Origin of the sequence: Ralstonia sp. UBA689, from assembly GCF_002298975.1 — a bacterium.
In the GTDB taxonomy this organism is placed as follows: Bacteria; Pseudomonadota; Gammaproteobacteria; order Burkholderiales; family Burkholderiaceae; genus Ralstonia.
This window is the reverse complement of the sequence record NZ_DBMV01000001.1, coordinates 147006-165697: the sequence shown is the minus strand read 5'-3', so window position 1 is coordinate 165697 and position 18692 is coordinate 147006. Positions and strand designations below refer to the sequence as shown.

Genomic DNA, 18692 nt, shown 5'->3' with positions numbered 1-18692 from the left:
CATGAAAACATCCATTACCTTCAAAATCGACAGCTCCCTCCTGCCGAGCTACAGCGACGAGTACATCGCAGCGCTGTGGCATATCGCCCAGGTCAACCCAGCGCCCCACGGCGACCACGACGCTGGCGTGCTGGTCGAGCACATCGGTCGCGAGATCATCCTGCGCTGGTTGCGCGGCGTGCCCGTGCCCGTCTGGAATATCCAAGGCCGCGACTACTACCACCAGCAGCTCATACGGTTTGCTCGCTGGAATGGCGTGGAATGGGTGGAGGACCACTCTTCAAATCCGACCCTGCAGGAGGCCGTCTGATGCGAGCACTCGAAGACCGCACGCACGACACCGAGCGGGACGCCATGCGGTATCGCTGGCTTCGTGACACGCAAAACAAGCCGGTGCGCGGCGGCGAAGACCATGAACCGGCCGGTACGATCAGCAACCTCTTTGTCAGCGAAGGGGACGGCGTGGCGATCTCGCCGGACAGCGACGAACTCGACGCCGCCGTCGATGCCGCCATGCTTGCCGCGTCGCCCGACGTCCCGTTCCAGCGCCCCGCCGCTGGCGACGCCAACGACTGACCCACCTTCCTGATCGCAATGAACCTCGACCTCTCCTCCGCCCTTGCGTCGCGCCTGGTGCGCGACTACGGCTTCAAGGAACGATCGAACAAGCTGGAGAACGGCACCTGCCCCTCCTGCGGAAAACGCTCGCTGTGGGCCTTTGCAGATGCGCCCTGGGTCGTGCGCTGCAACCGGCTGAACAACTGCGCAGCCGAGTACCACGCCAAAGAGCTGTACCCCGATCTCTTCGCCTCCTGGAGCGACCGTTACGTCAAAACTGCGGAAGCGCCCAACGCAGCAGCCGACGCCTACATGCGCGACGCACGCGGCTTTGACCTGGCGCGCGTCGCTGGCTGGTACACGCAAGAGAGCTACTACAGCCACGAGCTGAAGATCGGCAGCGCCACCGTCCGCTTCCCCTTGAGCGAAGGCCGCTACTGGGAACGCATCATCGACCAGCCCGAGCGCTTTGGAGACCGTAAAGCCACGTTCAGCGGCTCATACGCGGGCACCTGGTGGCAGCCGCCCACCCTGCCGGCCCAGCCAAAAGAGCTGTGGCTGGTGGAGGGCATCTTTGATGCCATCGCCCTGCTGCATCACGACGTGGCGGCAGTCGCCACGTTCTCTTGTTCGCACTACCCGGCCGCCGCATTGGCCGCGCTGGCCGAGCAATGCGCCGCCGGCGGCCACAAGCGCCCGCACCTGGTGTTTGCCCTGGACAACGACGCCGCCGGCCGGCGCTACGCGCTCAAGCACATCGAGCGCGCCCGCAACGATGGCTGGTCGGCGTCGGCTGCGCTGCCCAAGCAGGCCGGCAAGACCAAGCTCGACTGGAACGAGCTGCATGTGCGCGACCGCCTTTCCAAGCGGGACCTGGACGAATATCGCTACCTGGGCGACCTCTTCACCGCCGCCACGCCATCGGACAAGGCGCGCTTGATGTACCGCCGCACGGGCGACGCGAAGTTTCCGTTCGAGCACCGCAACCGCCTGTACTCGTTCAAGCTCGACCTCGACGCCTTCCAGCGCGAAAGCACGACCGTGCGCGAGGTGCATGAAGACATGGCGGAAGACGAGGTGCGCGAGCACGCCCTCCAGCGCGCCTGCATCGTGCAGCCCATCGCCAACTGCCTGCCCACCGCGCTCTACTACCAGGCCAGCCCGCAGACAGACGAGTCCTGGTACTACTTCCGCGTCGCCTTCCCGCATGATGGCCAGCCCATCAAAGCCACGTTCACCAGCGCGCAAATCGCCAGCAGCAGCGAGTTCAAGAAGCGCCTGTTGGGCGTGGCCCCGGGCGCCATGTACACGGGCACCGGCCAGCAGCTCGACGAATACCTGGAGAAGCAGCTCGCCCACATTCCAACCGTGCAGACCATCGACTTTGTGGGCTACACCAAGGAATACGGCTGCTACGTCTACGGCGACGTGGCGGTGAAAGGCGGCAAGCTCTTTCGGCTGAACGACGAAGACTTCTTCGACATCGGCAAGCTCTCGGTTAAGACCATCAGTCAGGCTGCAACGCTGTCCCTCTCCACTGACGTGCAGGGCATGCAGACGACCTGGTTGCCGCTGCTGTGGCAGGCCTTCGGCCCCAAGGGCCTGGCCGCGCTGGCGTTCTGGTTTGGCAGCCTGTTCGCAGAACAGATCCGCCAGGAGCACAAGAGTTACCCCTTCCTGGAGCTGGTGGGCGAGCCAGGCGCCGGCAAGACGACGCTCATTGAATTCCTCTGGAAGCTCTGCGGCCGGCGTGACTACGAAGGCTTCGACCCGAGCAAGTCATCGCTCGCCGCCCGCGCCCGCAACTTCGCCCAGGTCGCCAACCTGCCCGTCGTGCTCATCGAGGGCGACCGCGGCGACGAAGGCGCCAAGCAACGCGGCTTCGATTGGGACGAGCTCAAGACCGCCTACAACGGCCGCAGCACCCGCGCGCGCGGCATGAAGAACGGCGGCAACGAAACGTACGAACCGCCCTTCCGTGGCGCCATCGTCATCAGCCAAAACGCAGAAGTCAGCGCCAGCGACGCCGTCCTCCAGCGGATCGTCCATATCTATTGCGACCGCTCGGCACAAACGTCAGCCACGCGCGCTGCAGCCGAAGCGCTGGAGCGCATTCCCGTCGAGGATGTGTCCGCCTTCCTCCTGGCCACCGTTATGGCCGAGTCCAAAGTGCTGGAAACCTTCGCCGCCCGCGTGTCTGCTCACGAGCAGGCCTTGATGGCCCGCCCCGACATCAAGACCGTCCGCATCGCCAAGAACCACGCGCAAATCATGGCGATGGTCGACAGCATGCGCCACGTGCTGCCGCTCACCGACGAGCAGCATGCCGCCGCCCTGGACGAGCTGGGCCGCATGGCCGCAGCGCGCCAACAGGCCATCAGCGCGGATCACAAGCACGTACAGCAGTTCTGGGAGGTGTACGAGTACATCGAGTCGGCCGACGACGACCGCCCGATCCTCAACCACGCACGCGGCGACGGCCTCATCGCCATCAACCTGCAGCACATGGAACAAGTCGCCGGCGAGCGCCGCATCGAGCTGCCCCCGATCGCGGAGCTCAAGCGGGTGCTCAAGACGTCTCGTCAGCGCAAATTCGTCGACATCCGCGCCGTCAACAGCGCGATCAACGCCCACCACAACCGCGAATACCTGCACGCCCCCAAACGGCCGGAAACGGTCAAGTGCTGGGTGTTTGAGTCGCCGTCTTCCAAGCAACACAGCAACACAGGAACCCCAGCATGAAAGCCCTGAACATCAACCAGGTCGCCGACAAAGTCTCGCTCGGCAAATCCACCATCTACCGTATGATTGCCAAAGGCGACTTCCCGCAACCGTTTTCCCTAGGCGGCAACCGCCGCGCCTGGCTGGAGGAAGACATCAACAAGTGGCTTGCCGCCAAGGCCGGACGGAGGCTGCCGCTGCCTGGCCCTGCTGCTGCGGCAGCACGCCCGTGAACGCCGGCGCCGCCCGGCTTTACCCTGCCAAACTGGCCCGATTTTTGGGGTCTCGGCCAGATTGTGGGTAGGGTTGTGGGTAGAGGTGCATTTTTAGATGGGGAGCCATATCTGGCGCGGCTTTCCGGCAAGCTTTGAGCGGCCCCTCTCTCCGCCAGGATTGGATAAAAAGCCCCGTCAAGTCAGCGACTCACGGGGCTTTTTCTTTTCCGGCGCTCAGTTCAGCCATCGATCGAATTTGCCTGGAGCCGCAGACCAACAAAAAGCCCTGTCTTCCCGACAGGGCTTCTTGGCTCCCACAGCCGGCGCCTCCAGCGCGCCGGCATCTCCCTCGCCTCGATTTCAATGCACCGTCACCGGTGCCTCGTGCGCCAGCAGCGTCTGCTTGACCTGCTCGCGGATCGACTCGGCTTTCATCAGCAGGCGCAGCGCGATGTCTGCGCCGCGGCTGGCGGCCACGTGTTCGATAAATGCGGTGCGGGCGCGCTCGTTCAGGGTGGCGACATGCGCGGCTTCGGACCATACCTGCCACACAGCGGGTTGCCCCGCATACTGCTGGCGGCGACGCAGCAGATCCGAGTCGATGGCGGCGGTGATTTCGATGTCTTGAATGGTGCGGTTCATGTTGGTCCCCTTCTATCTGTGCGTGCTGTGCGTGGCGCCCTGTGCCGGGCAAGCCTGACCGGATTACGCAACCTCCATGCCAGTTTCAGTGTGGGGGCGGTTCCCTCTGCTTTGCCTGCGTCTCACGCTATCGAGCCTTGTTTGAAACGCACTGCTGGCGAGGGTTGACAGACACAGCCCCCACATCGGTGGGGTGCGAATTTCTCATCCGAAAACTGGGGCGCGGACATGTTCGTTACGTCGCGCGTTACGTAACACAGGCGGTGTTCCGGCCCCGAAACACGCCTCCATCCATCGCACCAGGCCGTGGGTGCGCTGTCTGTCGGCAGGCATGCTTGGTGCTTTGTCGATAACGCTCAAGCCCGCTGGCGTGCGGTCGGCCGTGTCACCCACCCCTCTTCTGCGCCAGCCCCTTCGCTGGCCCGGCTTCCCGATCGGAAGCGGCCTGCCGCGTGCCCCGGAGGAATGCCCCCGCGGCACGACGGCCATCCCCCAATAAGAGCATTCAAGAGGAGACACCCCATGCAGATGGGCACCCCACGCGTGCGGCAAGGCCGCACGCTGATCTCGGCACTGCTGTGTGCGGCGCTTTCGCTGTCCGGCTGCGGAGGCGATAGCGCTCCGGCCATGGCCACCCAGAACAGCACGCCCGCCGATGCAAACACCGCCACGCCACCCGTCCAGCCGGCAGCCGTCAACTGGACCACGCTCGGCACCCGCGCCACGCCTGCGCAACCCGGCACGTCCATCACGACCAACGCGGGCGCCAAGTGGAGCGACTACAACCCGCCCGTGCTCTTCGCGGGCGTCGCGCGGCAGGCCACGCAATACCTGACCATGCCTGATGGCACCAAGCTGGCGGCCTATGTGACGCTGCCCGCCGATGCTTTGGGCAACCCCGCCACGGGCCCATTCCCGACGGTGCTCGTGCAAACCTCATACAACGGCGGCAATGCGCAGTACGAAGCGTCGATCGGCGCGGCGCTGGGCGCGGCTGATCCGTACATCGTCCAGCACGGCTATGCGACGGTGGTGGTGGACGTGCGAGGTACCGGTCAGTCGCAGGGCACATGGGATGCCTTCGGCGCCGATGAGCAGAGCGACTACGGCCACGTGGTCGACTGGGTCACGCAGCAGCCGTGGAGCAACGGCGCCATCGGCTTGTACGGCGTGTCGTATCTCGGCATCACGACGGTCATCACAGCGGCGCAGAACCATCCTGCGATCAAGGCGGCCTTCCCCATCGTGCCCATCGGCGATGGCTACCGCGACATCGTCTTCACCGGCGGGCAGACCAACCTGACGTTCATTCCGGCGTGGTTCGGGCTGGTATCGGTGCTGAGCCTGACCGATCCAACGCTGATCACCAACCCGACCATCGGCCTGCCGGCGGTGCTACAGCACTTGATGTCGGCTGTGGCCACGTTCCAGTTACCGACCGTGCTGCAGGCACTGCTCGGCGCACCGGGCACGGCCTACGACGGCGCGTTCTGGGCAACGCGCTCGCCGCTGGAGAACGACGCCAAGATCAAGGTGCCGACTTTCGTGGTGGGCGGTCTGCACGACCTCTTCCAGCGCAGTGAACCGCTCACATACGAGGCCATCAAGACGCAAGCGCCGGCCAAGCTGCTGATCGGCCCGTGGACGCACCTGCAGGCGGCGCTGGGTAGCGGGCTGCCGGTGGATGGCGTACCGCCGCTGAACCATATCCAGTTGCAATGGTTCGACCAATACGTCAAGGGCATGAACGTGGGGGCTGATGCGCTGCCCAACGTCACACAGTACGTGACCGGCTACGGCCACTACGCCACCGCCACCGACTGGCCACACCCGCAGGTGCAGGCGCAGCAGCTCTTCCTGCGCGCCGACAAGAGCCTGTCGGCCGCCGCGCCGGCTGCCAATGAACCCGCCAACCAGGTGGTGCAGCAACCGCTGAACGGCGCGTGTTCGATCAGCCTGTCGCAGTGGACCGCGGGGCTGACCGGCTTCATTCCGCTGCCATGCCAGACCGACGATACGATCGCCGAAGCCGCCGACGTGAAGTTCGAAACGCCACCTATGCCGGCGGACACGTACCTCAACGGCCCGATCGAGGCCGACGTGTGGATTTCCACGACCGCGCTCGATGCCGGTGTATCGGTACGCATCGATGACGTGGATGCCGCAGGCAACGTCACGCCGCTGACCGACGGCGTCCAGACCGCCTCGCTGCGCGCGGTGGATGCTGGCCGCTCACGCACGATGAACGGCCTGATGATCCAGCCATGGCATCCGTTTACGCCTGGTTCCGCGCAACCGCTCTCGCCGGGCCAGGCTGTGCTGGTGCCGGTGGAGGTGTTTCCGACCAGCGCGCTGATCGCGAAGGGCCACAAGCTGCGCGTGGCCGTGGGCGCGAGCAACCTGCCGCAAGGGGTACCCTCGCTGCCCACGTTGCTCAACTCACTCGTCGGCGTGCTGACGGTCTACAGCGACGCGGCGCATCCATCCAAGGTCGTGCTGCCAGTCGTGCCGACGTCGGCCCTACCGTAACTGCGCGCCAGCGCGCATCACCAACCCGCCGGTCTGGCGGGTTTTTTTACGTCTTCTGGGCTGCGCAGAAGCATACGTCCTGTGCCATTCGTTAGGTCGTCGTTCGTGACTTCCGCCGCATTGGCGACGCGGCCCGCGCGACGCAAAGTGACCTTGCCCCGCTCAATGCGAAAGACGGGGCAAGCCCGGGCCGCGCCCGGTCCGCCCTGTCGACGAAGGCCACCATGCGAACGAACACCTCACTCCAGCGACGCCGCATGCTCAGCGCCGCCATGCCGCGCAGCAGGAGGCCGGCATGATCCCGCTTGCGCTCACGCAGTGGCTCCGCCCACGCCCAACACCGCCACATGAACTCCCGGGCACCGCCCTCGCCGAGCAGTTGTGCGAAGAATGCGAAGCCATGGCGCGCTATGCCCTGCACCATGGCCTGCCGGTGGCGCCGGAGACCATCGCCCAGCTTGGCAGCCTGATCGACCGGCAGGCCAGCACGCACACCACGCCACATCACGCGCTGGCGGCCATCCATCGCAAGCTGGCGGCAGCCATCGCGCCGGCAACGCCGCAGGCGGTCACGCTGCTCGATGCCGAACACCGCAGCGACCACCCGCTGGCGTGGCTGGGGCCCGTGCCGCTGATCCGCCTGCTGACCGGCGCGGCCGTCCTCTTCCTGATCGCCGTGATCGCCACCGGCATGTCGCCCGACGTGTCGAGCGAGAACATCGACCGAGGCTTCCTGCAGTCCGACGGCACGCGCCTGCTGTGGAACACGCTGTTCCTGCTGTTCTGCGCGGGGCTGGGTGCATCGTTCGCGACGCTGTTCCAGGCGCATCGCTACGTGGCGGCCTCCACCTACGACCCGAAGTACGACGCCTCATACGGCGCGCGATTGATCCTCGGGTTGATTGCCGGACTGATCCTGGTGGAGATGCTGCCCGCACAGTTGTTCGACCACGGCAGCATGCACAACTTCGGCAAACCGGCGCTGGCCATGCTGGGTGGGTTCTCGGCCACGGCCGTACACCGGCTGCTGCAACGGCTGGTGGATGCGTTGGAAACCCTCGTGCGCGGCGACCGCGCCGCCGACGCCGACGCCGCCATGCAGACCTACCGCGCCCGCGCCGCCAGCGAACGCACGCAGTGGCAGAGCGAACTCGCCGCCAACCTGATCGACCTGCAGCAATCGTTCGACGGCTCAGCCTCGCCCGAGTCGATGCGCCAGCGCCTGGCCGAATTCACGCGCGCCATGCTGGCCGCGAGCGACCCGGCTGCCTCCTTCTCCCTCGATCCATCGCACCCCAAGGAGTGACTCTCATGCTGTTCCTGTACAACATTCCCGCCTGGGCGATGGGCGCGGCGATCGTCTTCGTCACGCTGACGGTGGCGCTGAGCGGCTACGCGCTGTTCCGCCGCTGCTTTCCGATCACGCTCGACGCCGAGCAGCGCAGCATGACCATCGCCATGATGACGGCGGTGACGACCATCAACTCGCTGCTGGTGGCGTTTTCCGCCATCTCGGTATGGGGCGCATACCAGGCGGCCGCCGACATCGTGGCCGCCGAGGCTGCCTGCGCAACCGAACTCGCGCACGATCTCTCTGCGTTCTCGCACCCGAGTGCGGCTGCAGCTCGGCGCGAGCTGGTGACCTATCTGGAGCACGTCGTTCATGACGAATGGCCGAGCATGCAGCAGGAGGCGCGCTCGGATGCCCGCACCGAAGCATCGTTTGACCGCATGTTCGCCACCGCCAACCGCATCACCCCAAGCGACGACCGCGAACGCGTGCTGCTGATCGAAGTGCTCGGCCGCGTCAACGAGATGGTCAAGTACCGCGAGAAGCGCCTGCAGAACCTCGATGCCGCCATGCCTGGCACGCTCTGGGGCGTGATGCTGCTTGCCAGCGGGCTATCGTTGCTGCTGCTCTATCCGTTGCCGGCCACGCGCTTTCATGTGGCACTGGTGACCACGTGGGCGATCACGCTCGGCCTGGCGTTCTTCTTCGTGCTGGCGGTGGACCGCCCCTTCGCGGGCGAAGTCAGCGTGAGCGCGGCGCCCATCGAGCGGGCCGTCCAGGCGCTATCGGAAGACGACGTGAAGATCGATCTCGCGCCAGGCTGAACACGTCTACGGCCCCCTCTTCTTGCCCATAGCGACGGCCCGCATGCGTGCGCGCCGTCGCTGTTTCTTTTGCGGCGACCACGCCATCGGTCATAGGACGCCGTCCCTGCCTTCTCCCCTATTCAAGTGCGGTGCACGCCTGCGTACGCTGCTCTCACTGCAGCACGTCACCCAACCTCACAGATCAACCGACCAGGAGCCCAGGATGCACCGCACGGCAGAACATGAATCTCGCTTGACTCAACCTCCTCGCACCCTCCGCGCGAGGGCCTTGCCCTATGTGATTGCCGGCCTAACCGTGGCGGCAACGTTCCTGTGCAACGTACCGGACGCAGATGCCGGCCCGCTGGACGCCTATGGCGCCGACCTGCAGCGCGTATCGGTATCGGGCCTGTCGTCGGGCGCCTTCATGGCCGCGCAGTTCAATGTGGCGTACTCCGCCGAGCTGATCGGCGCGGGCATTGTCGCGGGTGGCCCCTATCACTGTGCTGGGCTGTCGGATCTCGTGGCACCGTTCCAGGCCGCCGTCACGCTGTGCATGCAGCCGGTGGGCGCTGCCCCTTCCGCCGACAACGCGTGGCGCGACGCGCAGGCCTTCGCCAAGGATGGCCTGATCGATGACCCGGCCAACCTGCGCAAGCAACGCATCTATGTGTTCAGCGGCGCAAAGGACAGCGTGGTGGCCACAAAGGTCGTCGACCAGACCGCCCGCTTCTACGAACTGGCCGGCGTGCCTGACACACAGGTCAGCTATCGCAAGCATCCGGGAGCCGGCCACGCGTTCGTCACGGATCGCCCGCAGGACATCGACTGCAGCGCCAATCGCAGCCCCAACATCAACAACTGCGGCTTCAAGCAGTCGCACGACATCGTGCGCTGGATCTATGGCGCGGCAGACGCGCCGCTCAACCCGCCTGCCGAGGTGGCGCACGGCAAGGTGCTGACGTTCGACCAGGCGCCGTTCGATGCCGCGGGCCGCGCCTCGCTGTTCAAGAACGGCTACGTCTATGTGCCGACGGCTTGCCTGGCTGGCGGCTGCGCCGTGCACGTGGTCTTTCACGGCTGCACGCAAAGCGCCCAGACCATCGGCGAGCGCGTGGTGCGCGACGTCGGCTACAACGAGATTGCCGACACCAACCGCCTGATCGTGCTGTATCCGCAGGTGGCGAAGTCCTCCTCCAATCCGCTCGGCTGCTGGGATTTCTGGGGCTACACGAGTGCAGACCCAGACCGCCCCGACTTCTACACGCGCCAGGCGCCGCAGATGGCCGCTGTGATGAAGATGATCCAGCGCCTTGGCCAAGCCCGCCAGTAAGCCCATCCCCGAACCCACTGCCAGGAAGATCGCCCATGCTCGCCAACCTGATCACCCAGTTGCAGGCCGCCCAACGTGACGCACTGCAGCGCTGGACCCACGCCGTCGCTGATGCGGCCACCAACTCACCATTGCCCGCCGCAGATCTCGATGCGTGGCGCGGGCTCGCCCTAGCCGCGCTGCAGGCTGGTCAGCATTACTCCACGGCGTGGCACTCAGCGCTCGATGCCGGCTGGCGAGAACAACGCGACCGCCTCGCGCTGGATGGCTCGGCCGAAGCGCTGCGTGCGCTCGCCAGCCTGCATACCGACCTCGCCGCCCGCGCCGGTGAAGCCCGCGCCAAGCATGCCGAGGCGATGGCCGCTTCGGCGGCGCAATACCTGCAAGACCTCCACCAGGCCCGCAGCGGCACCGACATCGCCCTGGCCCTCACGCGCCTGGCAACCGACAACCAGGCGCACAGCCGCGAACACGGCATGCAGCTCGCTGCGTTGGTCGGCGGATTGTCGCCCGCGCTCACGCAGTGGACCGAGCGCGCCCTGTCGCCCACCCGCACACCGGAGGCCGCGTCATGAACATCCACCTGCGCTTCATCAACCGCTCCAACGATTGCGGCAACAGCGAGGTCGTCCTCTTTCAGCGCAACGTCGTACCCGACCTGGAAGAGCTGGCAGTCGCCTGGAAGGTCATCCGCTTCTGCGGGCGCGATTGCCAGCACCCGTTCGTGTTCTCGACCGAGCTGGAAGTCTCGCTGGGCGACGAGCACGGCAACTTCTCGCCGCGTGTGGCTGCCCATCCGGGTGATCGTCTGCTGGTCACGCCGCACCCGACCGGGCGCGGGCGGCTTGTCCATGACAGCGCAATGGCAGGCGCCAGTGGCGCCGACATCCAGGTCGTCAACCGCCTGGCGCGCGGTGCGGTCAACGTCAACGCCTTCAGCGCCGGCAAGCTGCTTGCCGTCAAGGTAGCGGTGGCTCCGGGGCAAAAGGCGGAATTCCGCTTCGCGCCGGCGCTGTGGATCGGTGTGGCTTCAGGCATCGAAGAGGGCCGATCGCTGAACGCGGCAGTGCTGTCTTCCAGCAACACGCTGCTGCAACTGGCGGGCATGGCCGCGGCCGACATCGTGATGAGCGGCGGCGGCAGCGGCACCGGCGCGCAACCTTTCAGCTTCGCGCTGGAGAACGTCACGCACCTGTAGCAACGCGGCGCGCGGCCTGCGCGCATTTCCCACCCCTTTGTTTGACGACCTGCCCACCCAGGCAGGCCGGAGGCAAGGTGCGCGGCAAACCGATTGCCGCATGTTCGACTCTCTCGACTCAAGGAGCCCCGAAGTGGATATCCAGCTGAACTTCATCAACCGTTCCAACGATGCCAACAACTCCAGCATCGTGATCTTCCAAAAGAACGTCGCCACCGACTTCGACGAACTGGCCATCGCCTGGAAGGTCATCCGCAACTGCGGCCAAGGCGACAACCACCCGTTCAAGTTCCCCATGACGATGAGCGTGAGCGCCAGCGACAGCTACGGCAACTACATGCCACAGCAGCTCGCCACCAACGGCCAGGTGTTCCAGGTGGTGCGCTCGACCTCGGGCGACGTGCTGCAACTCTCCTCCGACCCGGGCGCCAGCTCGGAAGTGCAGGTGCGCAACGACCTGCCGAGCGGCGCCGCCAACGCGACCATCTACAAAGACGGCAGCGCGCTGGCGATCAAGACGTCGATCGCCCCGGGCCAGAAGGCGGTCTTCCAGTTCAAGCCGACGATCTGGATCGGCGTGGCCTCGCAGATCGAGCAAGGCCAGTTGCTGAACTCGGCCGTCATCTCCGACATCAACACTGAGCTCTCGCTGCTGGGCATCGCCAGCGCCGACATCGTGCTCACCGGCGGCGGCCCGGGCCCGAAGTCGCAGCCGTTCACGTTCCGACTGGAAAACGTGGTGATGGCGTAACCGCCCATCCCCCACACCCGCCGCTCCAGCCCCGATGGCGACGCCGCGCGCGTCGCCCTCCCCACCTGTTTTCACCCGAGCTGCCATGGACATCAAACTCAACTTCATCAACCTGTCGAACGACAGCAACAACAGCCAGGTCGTGCTGTTCCAGAAAAACGTCTCGACCGATTTCGACGAGCTGGCGATCGCCTGGAAGGTCATCACCAACTGCGGCCGCGGCGACAACCACCCGTTCGTCTTCCCGATGCAGACCGCGGTAAGCGCCAGCGACGCCGACGGCAACTACATGCCGCGCAAGGTGGCCGACAACGGCCAGATGTTCAGCGTCACGCGCGCGGCCTCGGGCAACGTGCTGGCACTGGCCGGCCGCTCGCCCAGCTCGCGCGAGATCCAGTTGCGCAACGACCTTCGCACTGGAGCCATCACCGCATCGGTGTTCAAGGACAACCGGCTGCTCGCGCACAAGACCGGCATCGTGCCCGGCCAGAAGGCGGTGTTTCAGTTCAAGCCCACGCTGTGGATCGGCACCGCCTCGCAGATCGAGCAAGGCGCGGTGATGAACTCGGCCGTGCTGTCGGACATCAACACCGAGCTGTCGCTGCTGGGCGTGGCCAGCGCCGACATCGTCATGACGGGCGGCGGCGCTGGCACGTCGGCCACGCCCTATGTGTTCCGCCTGGCCAACGTTGTGATGGGCTGACAGGAGAGGTCAGCCCAGGGCCGGCATGATATGCGTCGGCCGCTTCCCCCTTCGCCGGCTCGTCGAGGGCCGGCATTTTTTCTACAGCGGATCGCGCAGATAACCGACCAGCTTGTCGATCACCGGCCGGTTCGGTTTGGTAAGCAGGCTGACGGCAATGGCCGCCACAAACCCGGCCGGCACGCCGAACGCCCCAGAGGCGATCGGGTCCACGCCAAACCACGGCTGGCCCAGGATGCCCGTCATGCGCGTGAAGAACGGGTAGTTGACGATGATGTAGTACACGCTGACGGTCAACCCTGTCAGCATGCCGGCAATTGCACCGGCCCGATTGGTGCGCTTCCAGAACACCCCCAGCACCAGCGCCGGAAAGAAACACGACGCCGCCAGTGAGAACGCCGCCCCCACCAGAAACAGGATGTTGCCCGGCTTGAGCGATGTCACATACGCCGCCAGCAAGGCTACGCCCAGCAGCACCACCTTGGCGCTCGTCACGCGCCGCTGGTGGCTGGCCTTGTTGTCGATCATATGGAAATACACGTCGTGCGATAGCGCATTGGCAATCGTCAGCAGCAGACCGTCAGCGGTCGACAGCGCCGCTGCCAGCGCACCCGCCGCGATCAACCCCGACAGCACATAGGGCAGTCCGGCGATCTCGGGTGCGGCCAGCACCACCATGTCAGGCTGCATCATCACCTCGGCCCACTGCACGATGCCGTCGCCATTGATGTCGTGCAGCGCGAACACCGCCGGATCGACCTTGCGCCACGGCACGATCCACTGCGGAAGATCGGCAAACGGGGCGCCCACCAGGTGTTGCAGCAGGTCGAGCTTGACCAGTGCCGCCATCGTCGGCGCCGACACATACAGCAACGCCACGAAGAACAGCGTCCAGCTGACCGAGTTGCGCGCCTCGCGCACCGACGGCGTGGTGTGGAAGCGCGTCAGAATATGCGGCAGGCTGGCGGTGCCCACCATCAGGCAGAACACCAGCAGCACGAAGTTCAGGCGCTGCGTACCGCGCTCGGTTTGGGATGCCGATGGGAACGGCTCGGTGGATGGCGGCGCCACGCGGCTGCGTTCGAGCGCGTCTTCGCGCTCCTGGTTCCACACGATGGCCGCCGTGGCGGCATCCGGCGGGAACGCCTCGCGCGCGCGTTCGAGCGACTTGATCTCGCGCAGCGGCGCGTTGCGCTCGCGGGCGAGCTTCAGTTGCGTGTTCAGCGCCTCGCGCATCTCATCGAACGACTGCGGCAACCGCGCGATGCGCTCCTGCAATGCCTGCGCCTCGTTCAGGAAATGATCGCGCACGCGCTGCTCGCCGGGGTCGTGGGCGATGCGCCGCTCCTCCTTCTCGATCTGCTGCAGCAGATGGCCAGTGGAGAGCTGCGGCACCGGATCGTGATACCGGTGCCAGCCGATCATCGCCACCACACCCAGGAACGACACGATCATGATGATGTACTGCGCCACCTGCGTCCACGTCACCGCACGCATGCCGCCCAGGAACGAACACACCAGAATGCCCGCCAGCCCGAAGAACACGCCCACCGCAAAATCCACGCCGATGAAGCGCGTGACCACCAGCCCCACGCCCTGGATCTGCGCGACGAGGTAGACAAAGGAACACAGCGTCGCGCCCAGCACGGCGATGCCGCGCACCATCGAACTGCCGCCGCGCTCGCCGTTGCCATAACGCGTGGCGAGGAAGTCCGGCACCGTATAGCCGCCGAACTTGCGCAAGTATGGCGCGAGCAGAAAGGCGACCAGGCAGTAGCCGCCGGTCCAGCCCATCACGTAGGCCAGGCCCTCGTAGCCGGAGGCGAACACGATGCCGGCCAGCCCGATGAACGAGGCGGCGCTCATCCAATCGGCTGCGGTAGCCATGCCGTTGAAAAACGCCGGCACACGGCGCCCGGCCACGTAGTACTCCGTCAGGTCGGCCGTACGGCAGATCAGCCCGATGCACGCGTAGATGGCGATGGTGACGAACAGGAACACGTAACCGAGCCACACGCCCGCCCCGCGCACGCGCTCGATTGCCCCCATCATGACGATGAAGAGCAGCAGCCCTACCGTGTAGAGCCCGTAATAGAGAAACAGCCGCTTGCGAAAGCGGCTGTCTTGTTGCGGATCGGCGGCCACGGTACTCGGCCGTCTGCGGTTAGCGCACGTCCTTCAGTTGCTCAAGGATGGCGGGGTTCTCGAGCGTGGAGGTGTCCTGCGTGATGTCCTCGCCCTTGGCCAGGGAACGCAGCAGGCGGCGCATGATCTTGCCCGAGCGCGTCTTGGGCAGGTTGTCGCCAAAGCGGATGTCCTTGGGCTTGGCAATCGGGCCGATCTCCTTGCCCACCCAGTTGCGCAGCTCGGTTGCGATCTGCTTGGCCTCGTCGCCGTTGGGGCGAGCACGCTTGAGTACCACGAACGCGCAGATGGCCTCGCCGGTCATGTCGTCCGGGCGGCCCACCACGGCGGCCTCGGCCACCAGCGGGTTGGCCACCAGCGCCGATTCGATCTCCATCGTGCCCATGCGGTGGCCCGAGACGTTCAGCACGTCGTCGATACGGCCCATGATGGTGAAGTAGCCGGTGTCCTTGTCTCGGATGGAGCCATCGCCTGCCAGGTACAGCTTGCCGCCCAGCTCTTCCGGGAAATAGCTCTTCTTGAAGCGATCCGGATCACCCCAGATGGTGCGGATCATTGACGGCCACGGACGCTTGACGACAAGAATGCCGCCCTGCCCGTTCGGCACGTCCTGGCCGGTTTCATCAACGATGGCCGCCATGATGCCCGGCAGCGGCAGCGTGCACGAGCCCGGCACCAGCGGCGTGGCGCCCGGCAGCGGCGAAATCATGTGGCCGCCCGTTTCGGTTTGCCAGAAGGTGTCGACGATCGGGCAGCGGCCGCCGCCGATGTTCGTGTGGTACCACATCCAGGCTTCCGGGTTGATCGGCTCGCCCACCGTGCCCAGCAAGCGCAGGCTGGAGAGGTCATATTGCTTCGGGTGGATCTTCTCGTCGGCTTCGGCCGCCTTGATGAGCGAGCGGATCGCCGTGGGCGCGGTGTAGAAGGTGTTGACCTTGTGCTTCTGGATCATTTCCCAGAAGCGGCCAGCGTTCGGGTACGTCGGCACGCCTTCGAACACGACCTGCGTGGCGCCTGCAGCCAGCGGCCCGTAGGCGATGTAGCTGTGGCCGGTCACCCAGCCGATGTCGGCGGTGCACCAGAAAATATCGTCGTGCTTGAGGTCGAAGGTCCACTGCATGGTCAGCAGTGCCCACAGCAGGTAGCCGCCCGTGCTGTGCTGCACGCCCTTCGGCTTGCCGGTCGAGCCCGAGGTGTAGAGGATGAACAGCGGGTGCTCGGCGCCCACCGGGGTGACTTCGCAGGTATCAGGCTGACCGCCTTCAACCTCGTCCATCGCGCGGTCGCGGCCCTCCACCCAGTTCACGTTGCCGCCGGTGCGGCGGTAGACGATCACATGCTTGACGGCATCCGTGCCTTCCATGGCCAGAGCCTCATCGGCGATGGCCTTGAGCGGCAGCGCCTTGCCGCCGCGCATCTGCTCGTCGGCGGTGATGAGCGCCACGGCGCCCACGTCGACGATGCGTTCCTGCAGCGACTTGGCCGAGAAGCCACCGAACACCACCGAGTGCGTCGCACCGATGCGCGCGCACGCCTGCATAGCAACGACGCCTTCCACCGACATCGGCATGTAGATGACCACGCGGTCGCCCTTCTTGATGCCCAGGGCCTTCAGGCCGTTGGCGAAGCGGCAGACACGCGCGTGCAGCTCACGATAGGTGACCTGGGTGACCTTGCCGTCGTCAGTCTCGAAAATGATGGCGACCTTGTCGGCGTTGCCGTTTTCCAGGTTGCGTTCGAGGCAGTTGTACGAGGCGTTGAGTTCGCCGTCTTCAAACCACTTGTAGAACGGCGCGTTGGACTCATCCAGCACCTTGGTGAAGGGCTTGTGCCACACCAGATGCTCGTGCGCCAGGCGTGCCCAGAAGCCTTCGTAGTCATGCTCGGCCTCGGCGCACAGGGCACGGTAGGCGTCCATGCCGGCGATGTTTGCCTGTTTAACAAAGGACTCGGGCGGGTCGAAAACGCGCGTTTCCTGCAGGACAGATTCAATGCCAGCCATGATGTCTCCTGATAGCGATGTCTGTGATCGTTTTGCGGCGAATCTAAGCGGTTGACCTGACTCCAGCCTTACGCATTCCTGCTCCGCAAACCGACGCGAAGGGCATTACTATAATGCGTCGCCTCACGTTACGGCACGCACTGCAGTGCAACATGAGCGGCCCAAGAGCCGCGCCCCGCGCCGTTTCTCACCCAATTCATCATCGTGCCCATCCACGCCTTTTTCCTGATTGCTGCCATGGCACTGGTCGGCAGCAACGTCGGTTTCGGCAAATCGATTGTCGCCGTCATGCCGGTGATGCTGTTCGCGCTGCTGCGCTTCCTGATTGCCATCGTGTGCATGGCCCCGTGGTACAAGCCGTCATGCATGCGACGCGTGACGCGCAGCGAGTGGACCAACCTCTTCCTGCAGGCATTCTTCGGCACCTTCGGCTTTACGCTGCTGATGCTCAACGGCGTGCGACTGACCTCGGCGCTGGCCGCCGGCATCATCACCAGCACGATTCCCGCCACGGTGGCATTGCTGTCGTGGCTGGTGCTGCGCGAGCGGCCGTCGGGGCGGACCTTCGCGTCGGTTGCGCTGGCGGTGGCGGGCGTGGCCATCCTCAACGCATTCCGTGGCGTCGAATCCGGCGGCGCAGCGGCGGGTGCATCCCGGGCGCTGCTGGGCAATGCGCTGGTGATGGGCGCGGTGCTGTGCGAGTCGATCTACGTGATCCTGTCGCGACGGCTGACGCAAACGTTGCCCGCCATCGAGATCTGCGCGTACACGCACCTGATCGGCGGGCTGCTGATGCTGCCGCTGGGGCTGGTGCCGCTGCTGACGTTCGATGCGTCGACGGTACCGGCGTCCATCTGGGGCCTGGTGGTCTGGTATGCGCTGTCGGCCAGCATCTTCTCGTTCTGGCTGTGGATGAAGGGTATCCGGCACGTGCCGGCGCATTTGGCTGGGGTGTTCACGTCGGTGCTGCCGATTGCGGCTGCCACTTACGGCATCGTTGCATTGGGCGAGACGCCCGGCTGGCCACATGCCGTGGCGCTGGCGTGCGTGGTGGCGGGCATCCTGGTGGCAAGCTGGCCGGCGCGCCCACGCCAGCCGGTGCGGCGCGCGCGGGTGATTGACCCGTTGGACCCGCTCGATCCATCGTTGGATCGCGAATAGGACGCGGTCGGCCAGCGCCTTCCCGTAAGCGATTTCGCAATCACAGAACGTTACAATCACGCGGTTTTTCGTCCAACCGCCCGTTTCAAGCCATGAAGCCGCTCACCGCCCCGCTGCGTCCGATTCCGCGCCTGATCTTCTTCTCCCGCTGGCTGCAACTGCCGTTGTATCTGGGGCTGATCATCGCCCAGGCCGCCTATGTGTACCTGTTCGTGGTCGAGGTGTGGCACCTGGTCTCGCATCTGGGCGAGATGGACGAAACCAAGATCATGCTGGCCGTGCTGGGCCTGATCGACGTGGTGATGATCTCCAACCTGCTGATCATGGTGATCATCGGCGGGTATGACATCTTCGTGTCCAAGCTCGGCATCGAGGGCCATGAAGACGAGCCGGAGTGGCTGGACCATGTCAACGCCGGCGTGCTGAAGGTAAAGCTGTCGATGGCGCTGATCAGCATCTCGTCCATCCATCTGCTCAAGACCTTCATCGACGCCGCGCAGAAAGACACCCACACGATCCTGTGGCAGGTGGCGATCCATCTCGCCTTCCTGATCTCGGCCCTGGTGATGGCCTGGGTGGACCGCCTCGTCTCGCACGCCCAGCCCGAGGGCGCGACCGCCGGCGCACATTGACGCGC

The 18692-nt window shown here is 65.4% G+C and carries 17 protein-coding genes; 14 read left to right on the top strand and 3 right to left on the bottom strand.

Features of this window, described 5'->3' with window-relative positions:
* Position 1: 1 nt before the first annotated feature.
* From B4F51_RS00810 to B4F51_RS00795, 4 genes are read left to right on the top strand one after another with little or no spacing between them, the layout of a single operon-like run.
* Positions 2-310, top strand: coding sequence for a hypothetical protein (locus B4F51_RS00810; protein WP_296223189.1), 309 nt, complete (start codon positions 2-4; stop codon positions 308-310).
* Positions 310-576: a hypothetical protein gene (locus tag B4F51_RS00805; protein ID WP_296223188.1), complete on the top strand. Its 267-nt coding sequence runs from the start codon at positions 310-312 to the stop codon at positions 574-576. Before B4F51_RS00810 ends, B4F51_RS00805 begins: the two co-directional genes overlap by 1 nt.
* 18 nt (positions 577-594) lie before the next feature.
* Positions 595-3300 carry a toprim domain-containing protein gene (locus B4F51_RS00800; RefSeq protein ID WP_296223187.1) on the top strand — a complete coding sequence of 902 codons (2706 nt, stop codon included), beginning with the start codon at positions 595-597 and terminating at the stop codon, positions 3298-3300.
* Positions 3297-3512 (top strand): helix-turn-helix transcriptional regulator, encoded by a 216-nt coding sequence (locus B4F51_RS00795; protein ID WP_296223186.1) that lies wholly within the window; start codon positions 3297-3299, stop codon positions 3510-3512. The genes B4F51_RS00800 and B4F51_RS00795 overlap by 4 nt, the downstream gene beginning before the upstream one ends.
* Before the next feature lie 342 nt (positions 3513-3854).
* On the opposite strand, the gene B4F51_RS00790 is transcribed toward B4F51_RS00795, so the two are convergent.
* Positions 3855-4136, bottom strand: a complete 282-nt coding sequence (locus tag B4F51_RS00790) for a DUF7696 family protein (protein ID WP_296223185.1) — start codon at positions 4134-4136, stop codon at positions 3855-3857.
* Between the two features lie 522 nt (positions 4137-4658).
* Between B4F51_RS00790 and B4F51_RS00785 the strand changes: the two genes are divergently transcribed.
* From B4F51_RS00785 to B4F51_RS00750, 8 genes are all read left to right on the top strand, one after another.
* The gene (locus B4F51_RS00785; RefSeq protein WP_296223184.1) at positions 4659-6665 is read left to right on the top strand and encodes a CocE/NonD family hydrolase; all 2007 of its coding nucleotides are present in this window, start codon (positions 4659-4661) and stop codon (positions 6663-6665) included.
* A 295-nt stretch (positions 6666-6960) separates the two neighbouring features.
* Positions 6961-7971, top strand: coding sequence for a hypothetical protein (locus tag B4F51_RS00780; RefSeq protein WP_296223183.1), 1011 nt, complete (start codon positions 6961-6963; stop codon positions 7969-7971).
* 5 nt (positions 7972-7976) lie between these two features.
* Positions 7977-8780, top strand: a complete 804-nt coding sequence (locus B4F51_RS00775; RefSeq protein ID WP_296223181.1) for a DUF4239 domain-containing protein — start codon at positions 7977-7979, stop codon at positions 8778-8780.
* Positions 8781-9015: 235 nt separating this feature from the next.
* The gene (locus B4F51_RS00770) at positions 9016-10095 is read left to right on the top strand and encodes a poly(3-hydroxybutyrate) depolymerase (RefSeq protein WP_349676265.1); all 1080 of its coding nucleotides are present in this window, start codon (positions 9016-9018) and stop codon (positions 10093-10095) included.
* A gap of 35 nt (positions 10096-10130) precedes the next feature.
* Positions 10131-10670, top strand: a complete 540-nt coding sequence (locus B4F51_RS00765; RefSeq protein ID WP_296223180.1) for a hypothetical protein — start codon at positions 10131-10133, stop codon at positions 10668-10670.
* Positions 10667-11293, top strand: coding sequence for a hypothetical protein (locus tag B4F51_RS00760; RefSeq protein WP_296223178.1), 627 nt, complete (start codon positions 10667-10669; stop codon positions 11291-11293). The genes B4F51_RS00765 and B4F51_RS00760 overlap by 4 nt, the downstream gene beginning before the upstream one ends.
* Positions 11294-11426: 133 nt before the next feature.
* Entirely contained in the window at positions 11427-12044 is a 618-nt protein-coding gene (locus B4F51_RS00755; RefSeq protein ID WP_296223464.1) for a hypothetical protein, read from the top strand.
* A gap of 85 nt (positions 12045-12129) precedes the next feature.
* Positions 12130-12747: a hypothetical protein gene (locus tag B4F51_RS00750; protein ID WP_296223177.1), complete on the top strand. Its 618-nt coding sequence runs from the start codon at positions 12130-12132 to the stop codon at positions 12745-12747.
* 81 nt (positions 12748-12828) lie between these two features.
* Here the strand turns inward: B4F51_RS00750 and B4F51_RS00745 are convergent, their stop codons facing one another.
* Both B4F51_RS00745 and acs read right to left on the bottom strand, forming a co-directional pair.
* The gene (locus B4F51_RS00745) at positions 12829-14892 is read right to left on the bottom strand and encodes a sodium:solute symporter family protein (protein ID WP_296223176.1); all 2064 of its coding nucleotides are present in this window, start codon (positions 14890-14892) and stop codon (positions 12829-12831) included.
* Positions 14893-14911: 19 nt separating this feature from the next.
* Positions 14912-16894, bottom strand: a complete 1983-nt coding sequence (acs, locus tag B4F51_RS00740; protein WP_296223175.1) for an acetate--CoA ligase — start codon at positions 16892-16894, stop codon at positions 14912-14914.
* Positions 16895-17098: 204 nt separating this feature from the next.
* Here acs and B4F51_RS00735 point away from each other — a divergent pair, with 204 nt between their 5' ends.
* Both B4F51_RS00735 and B4F51_RS00730 read left to right on the top strand, forming a co-directional pair.
* Complete coding sequence (locus B4F51_RS00735) at positions 17099-18055, top strand: DMT family transporter (RefSeq protein ID WP_296223174.1); 957 nt, start codon at positions 17099-17101, stop codon at positions 18053-18055.
* 92 nt (positions 18056-18147) lie between these two features.
* Entirely contained in the window at positions 18148-18687 is a 540-nt protein-coding gene (locus tag B4F51_RS00730; protein ID WP_296223173.1) for a TIGR00645 family protein, read from the top strand.
* The last annotated feature ends 5 nt before the right edge of the window (positions 18688-18692 follow it).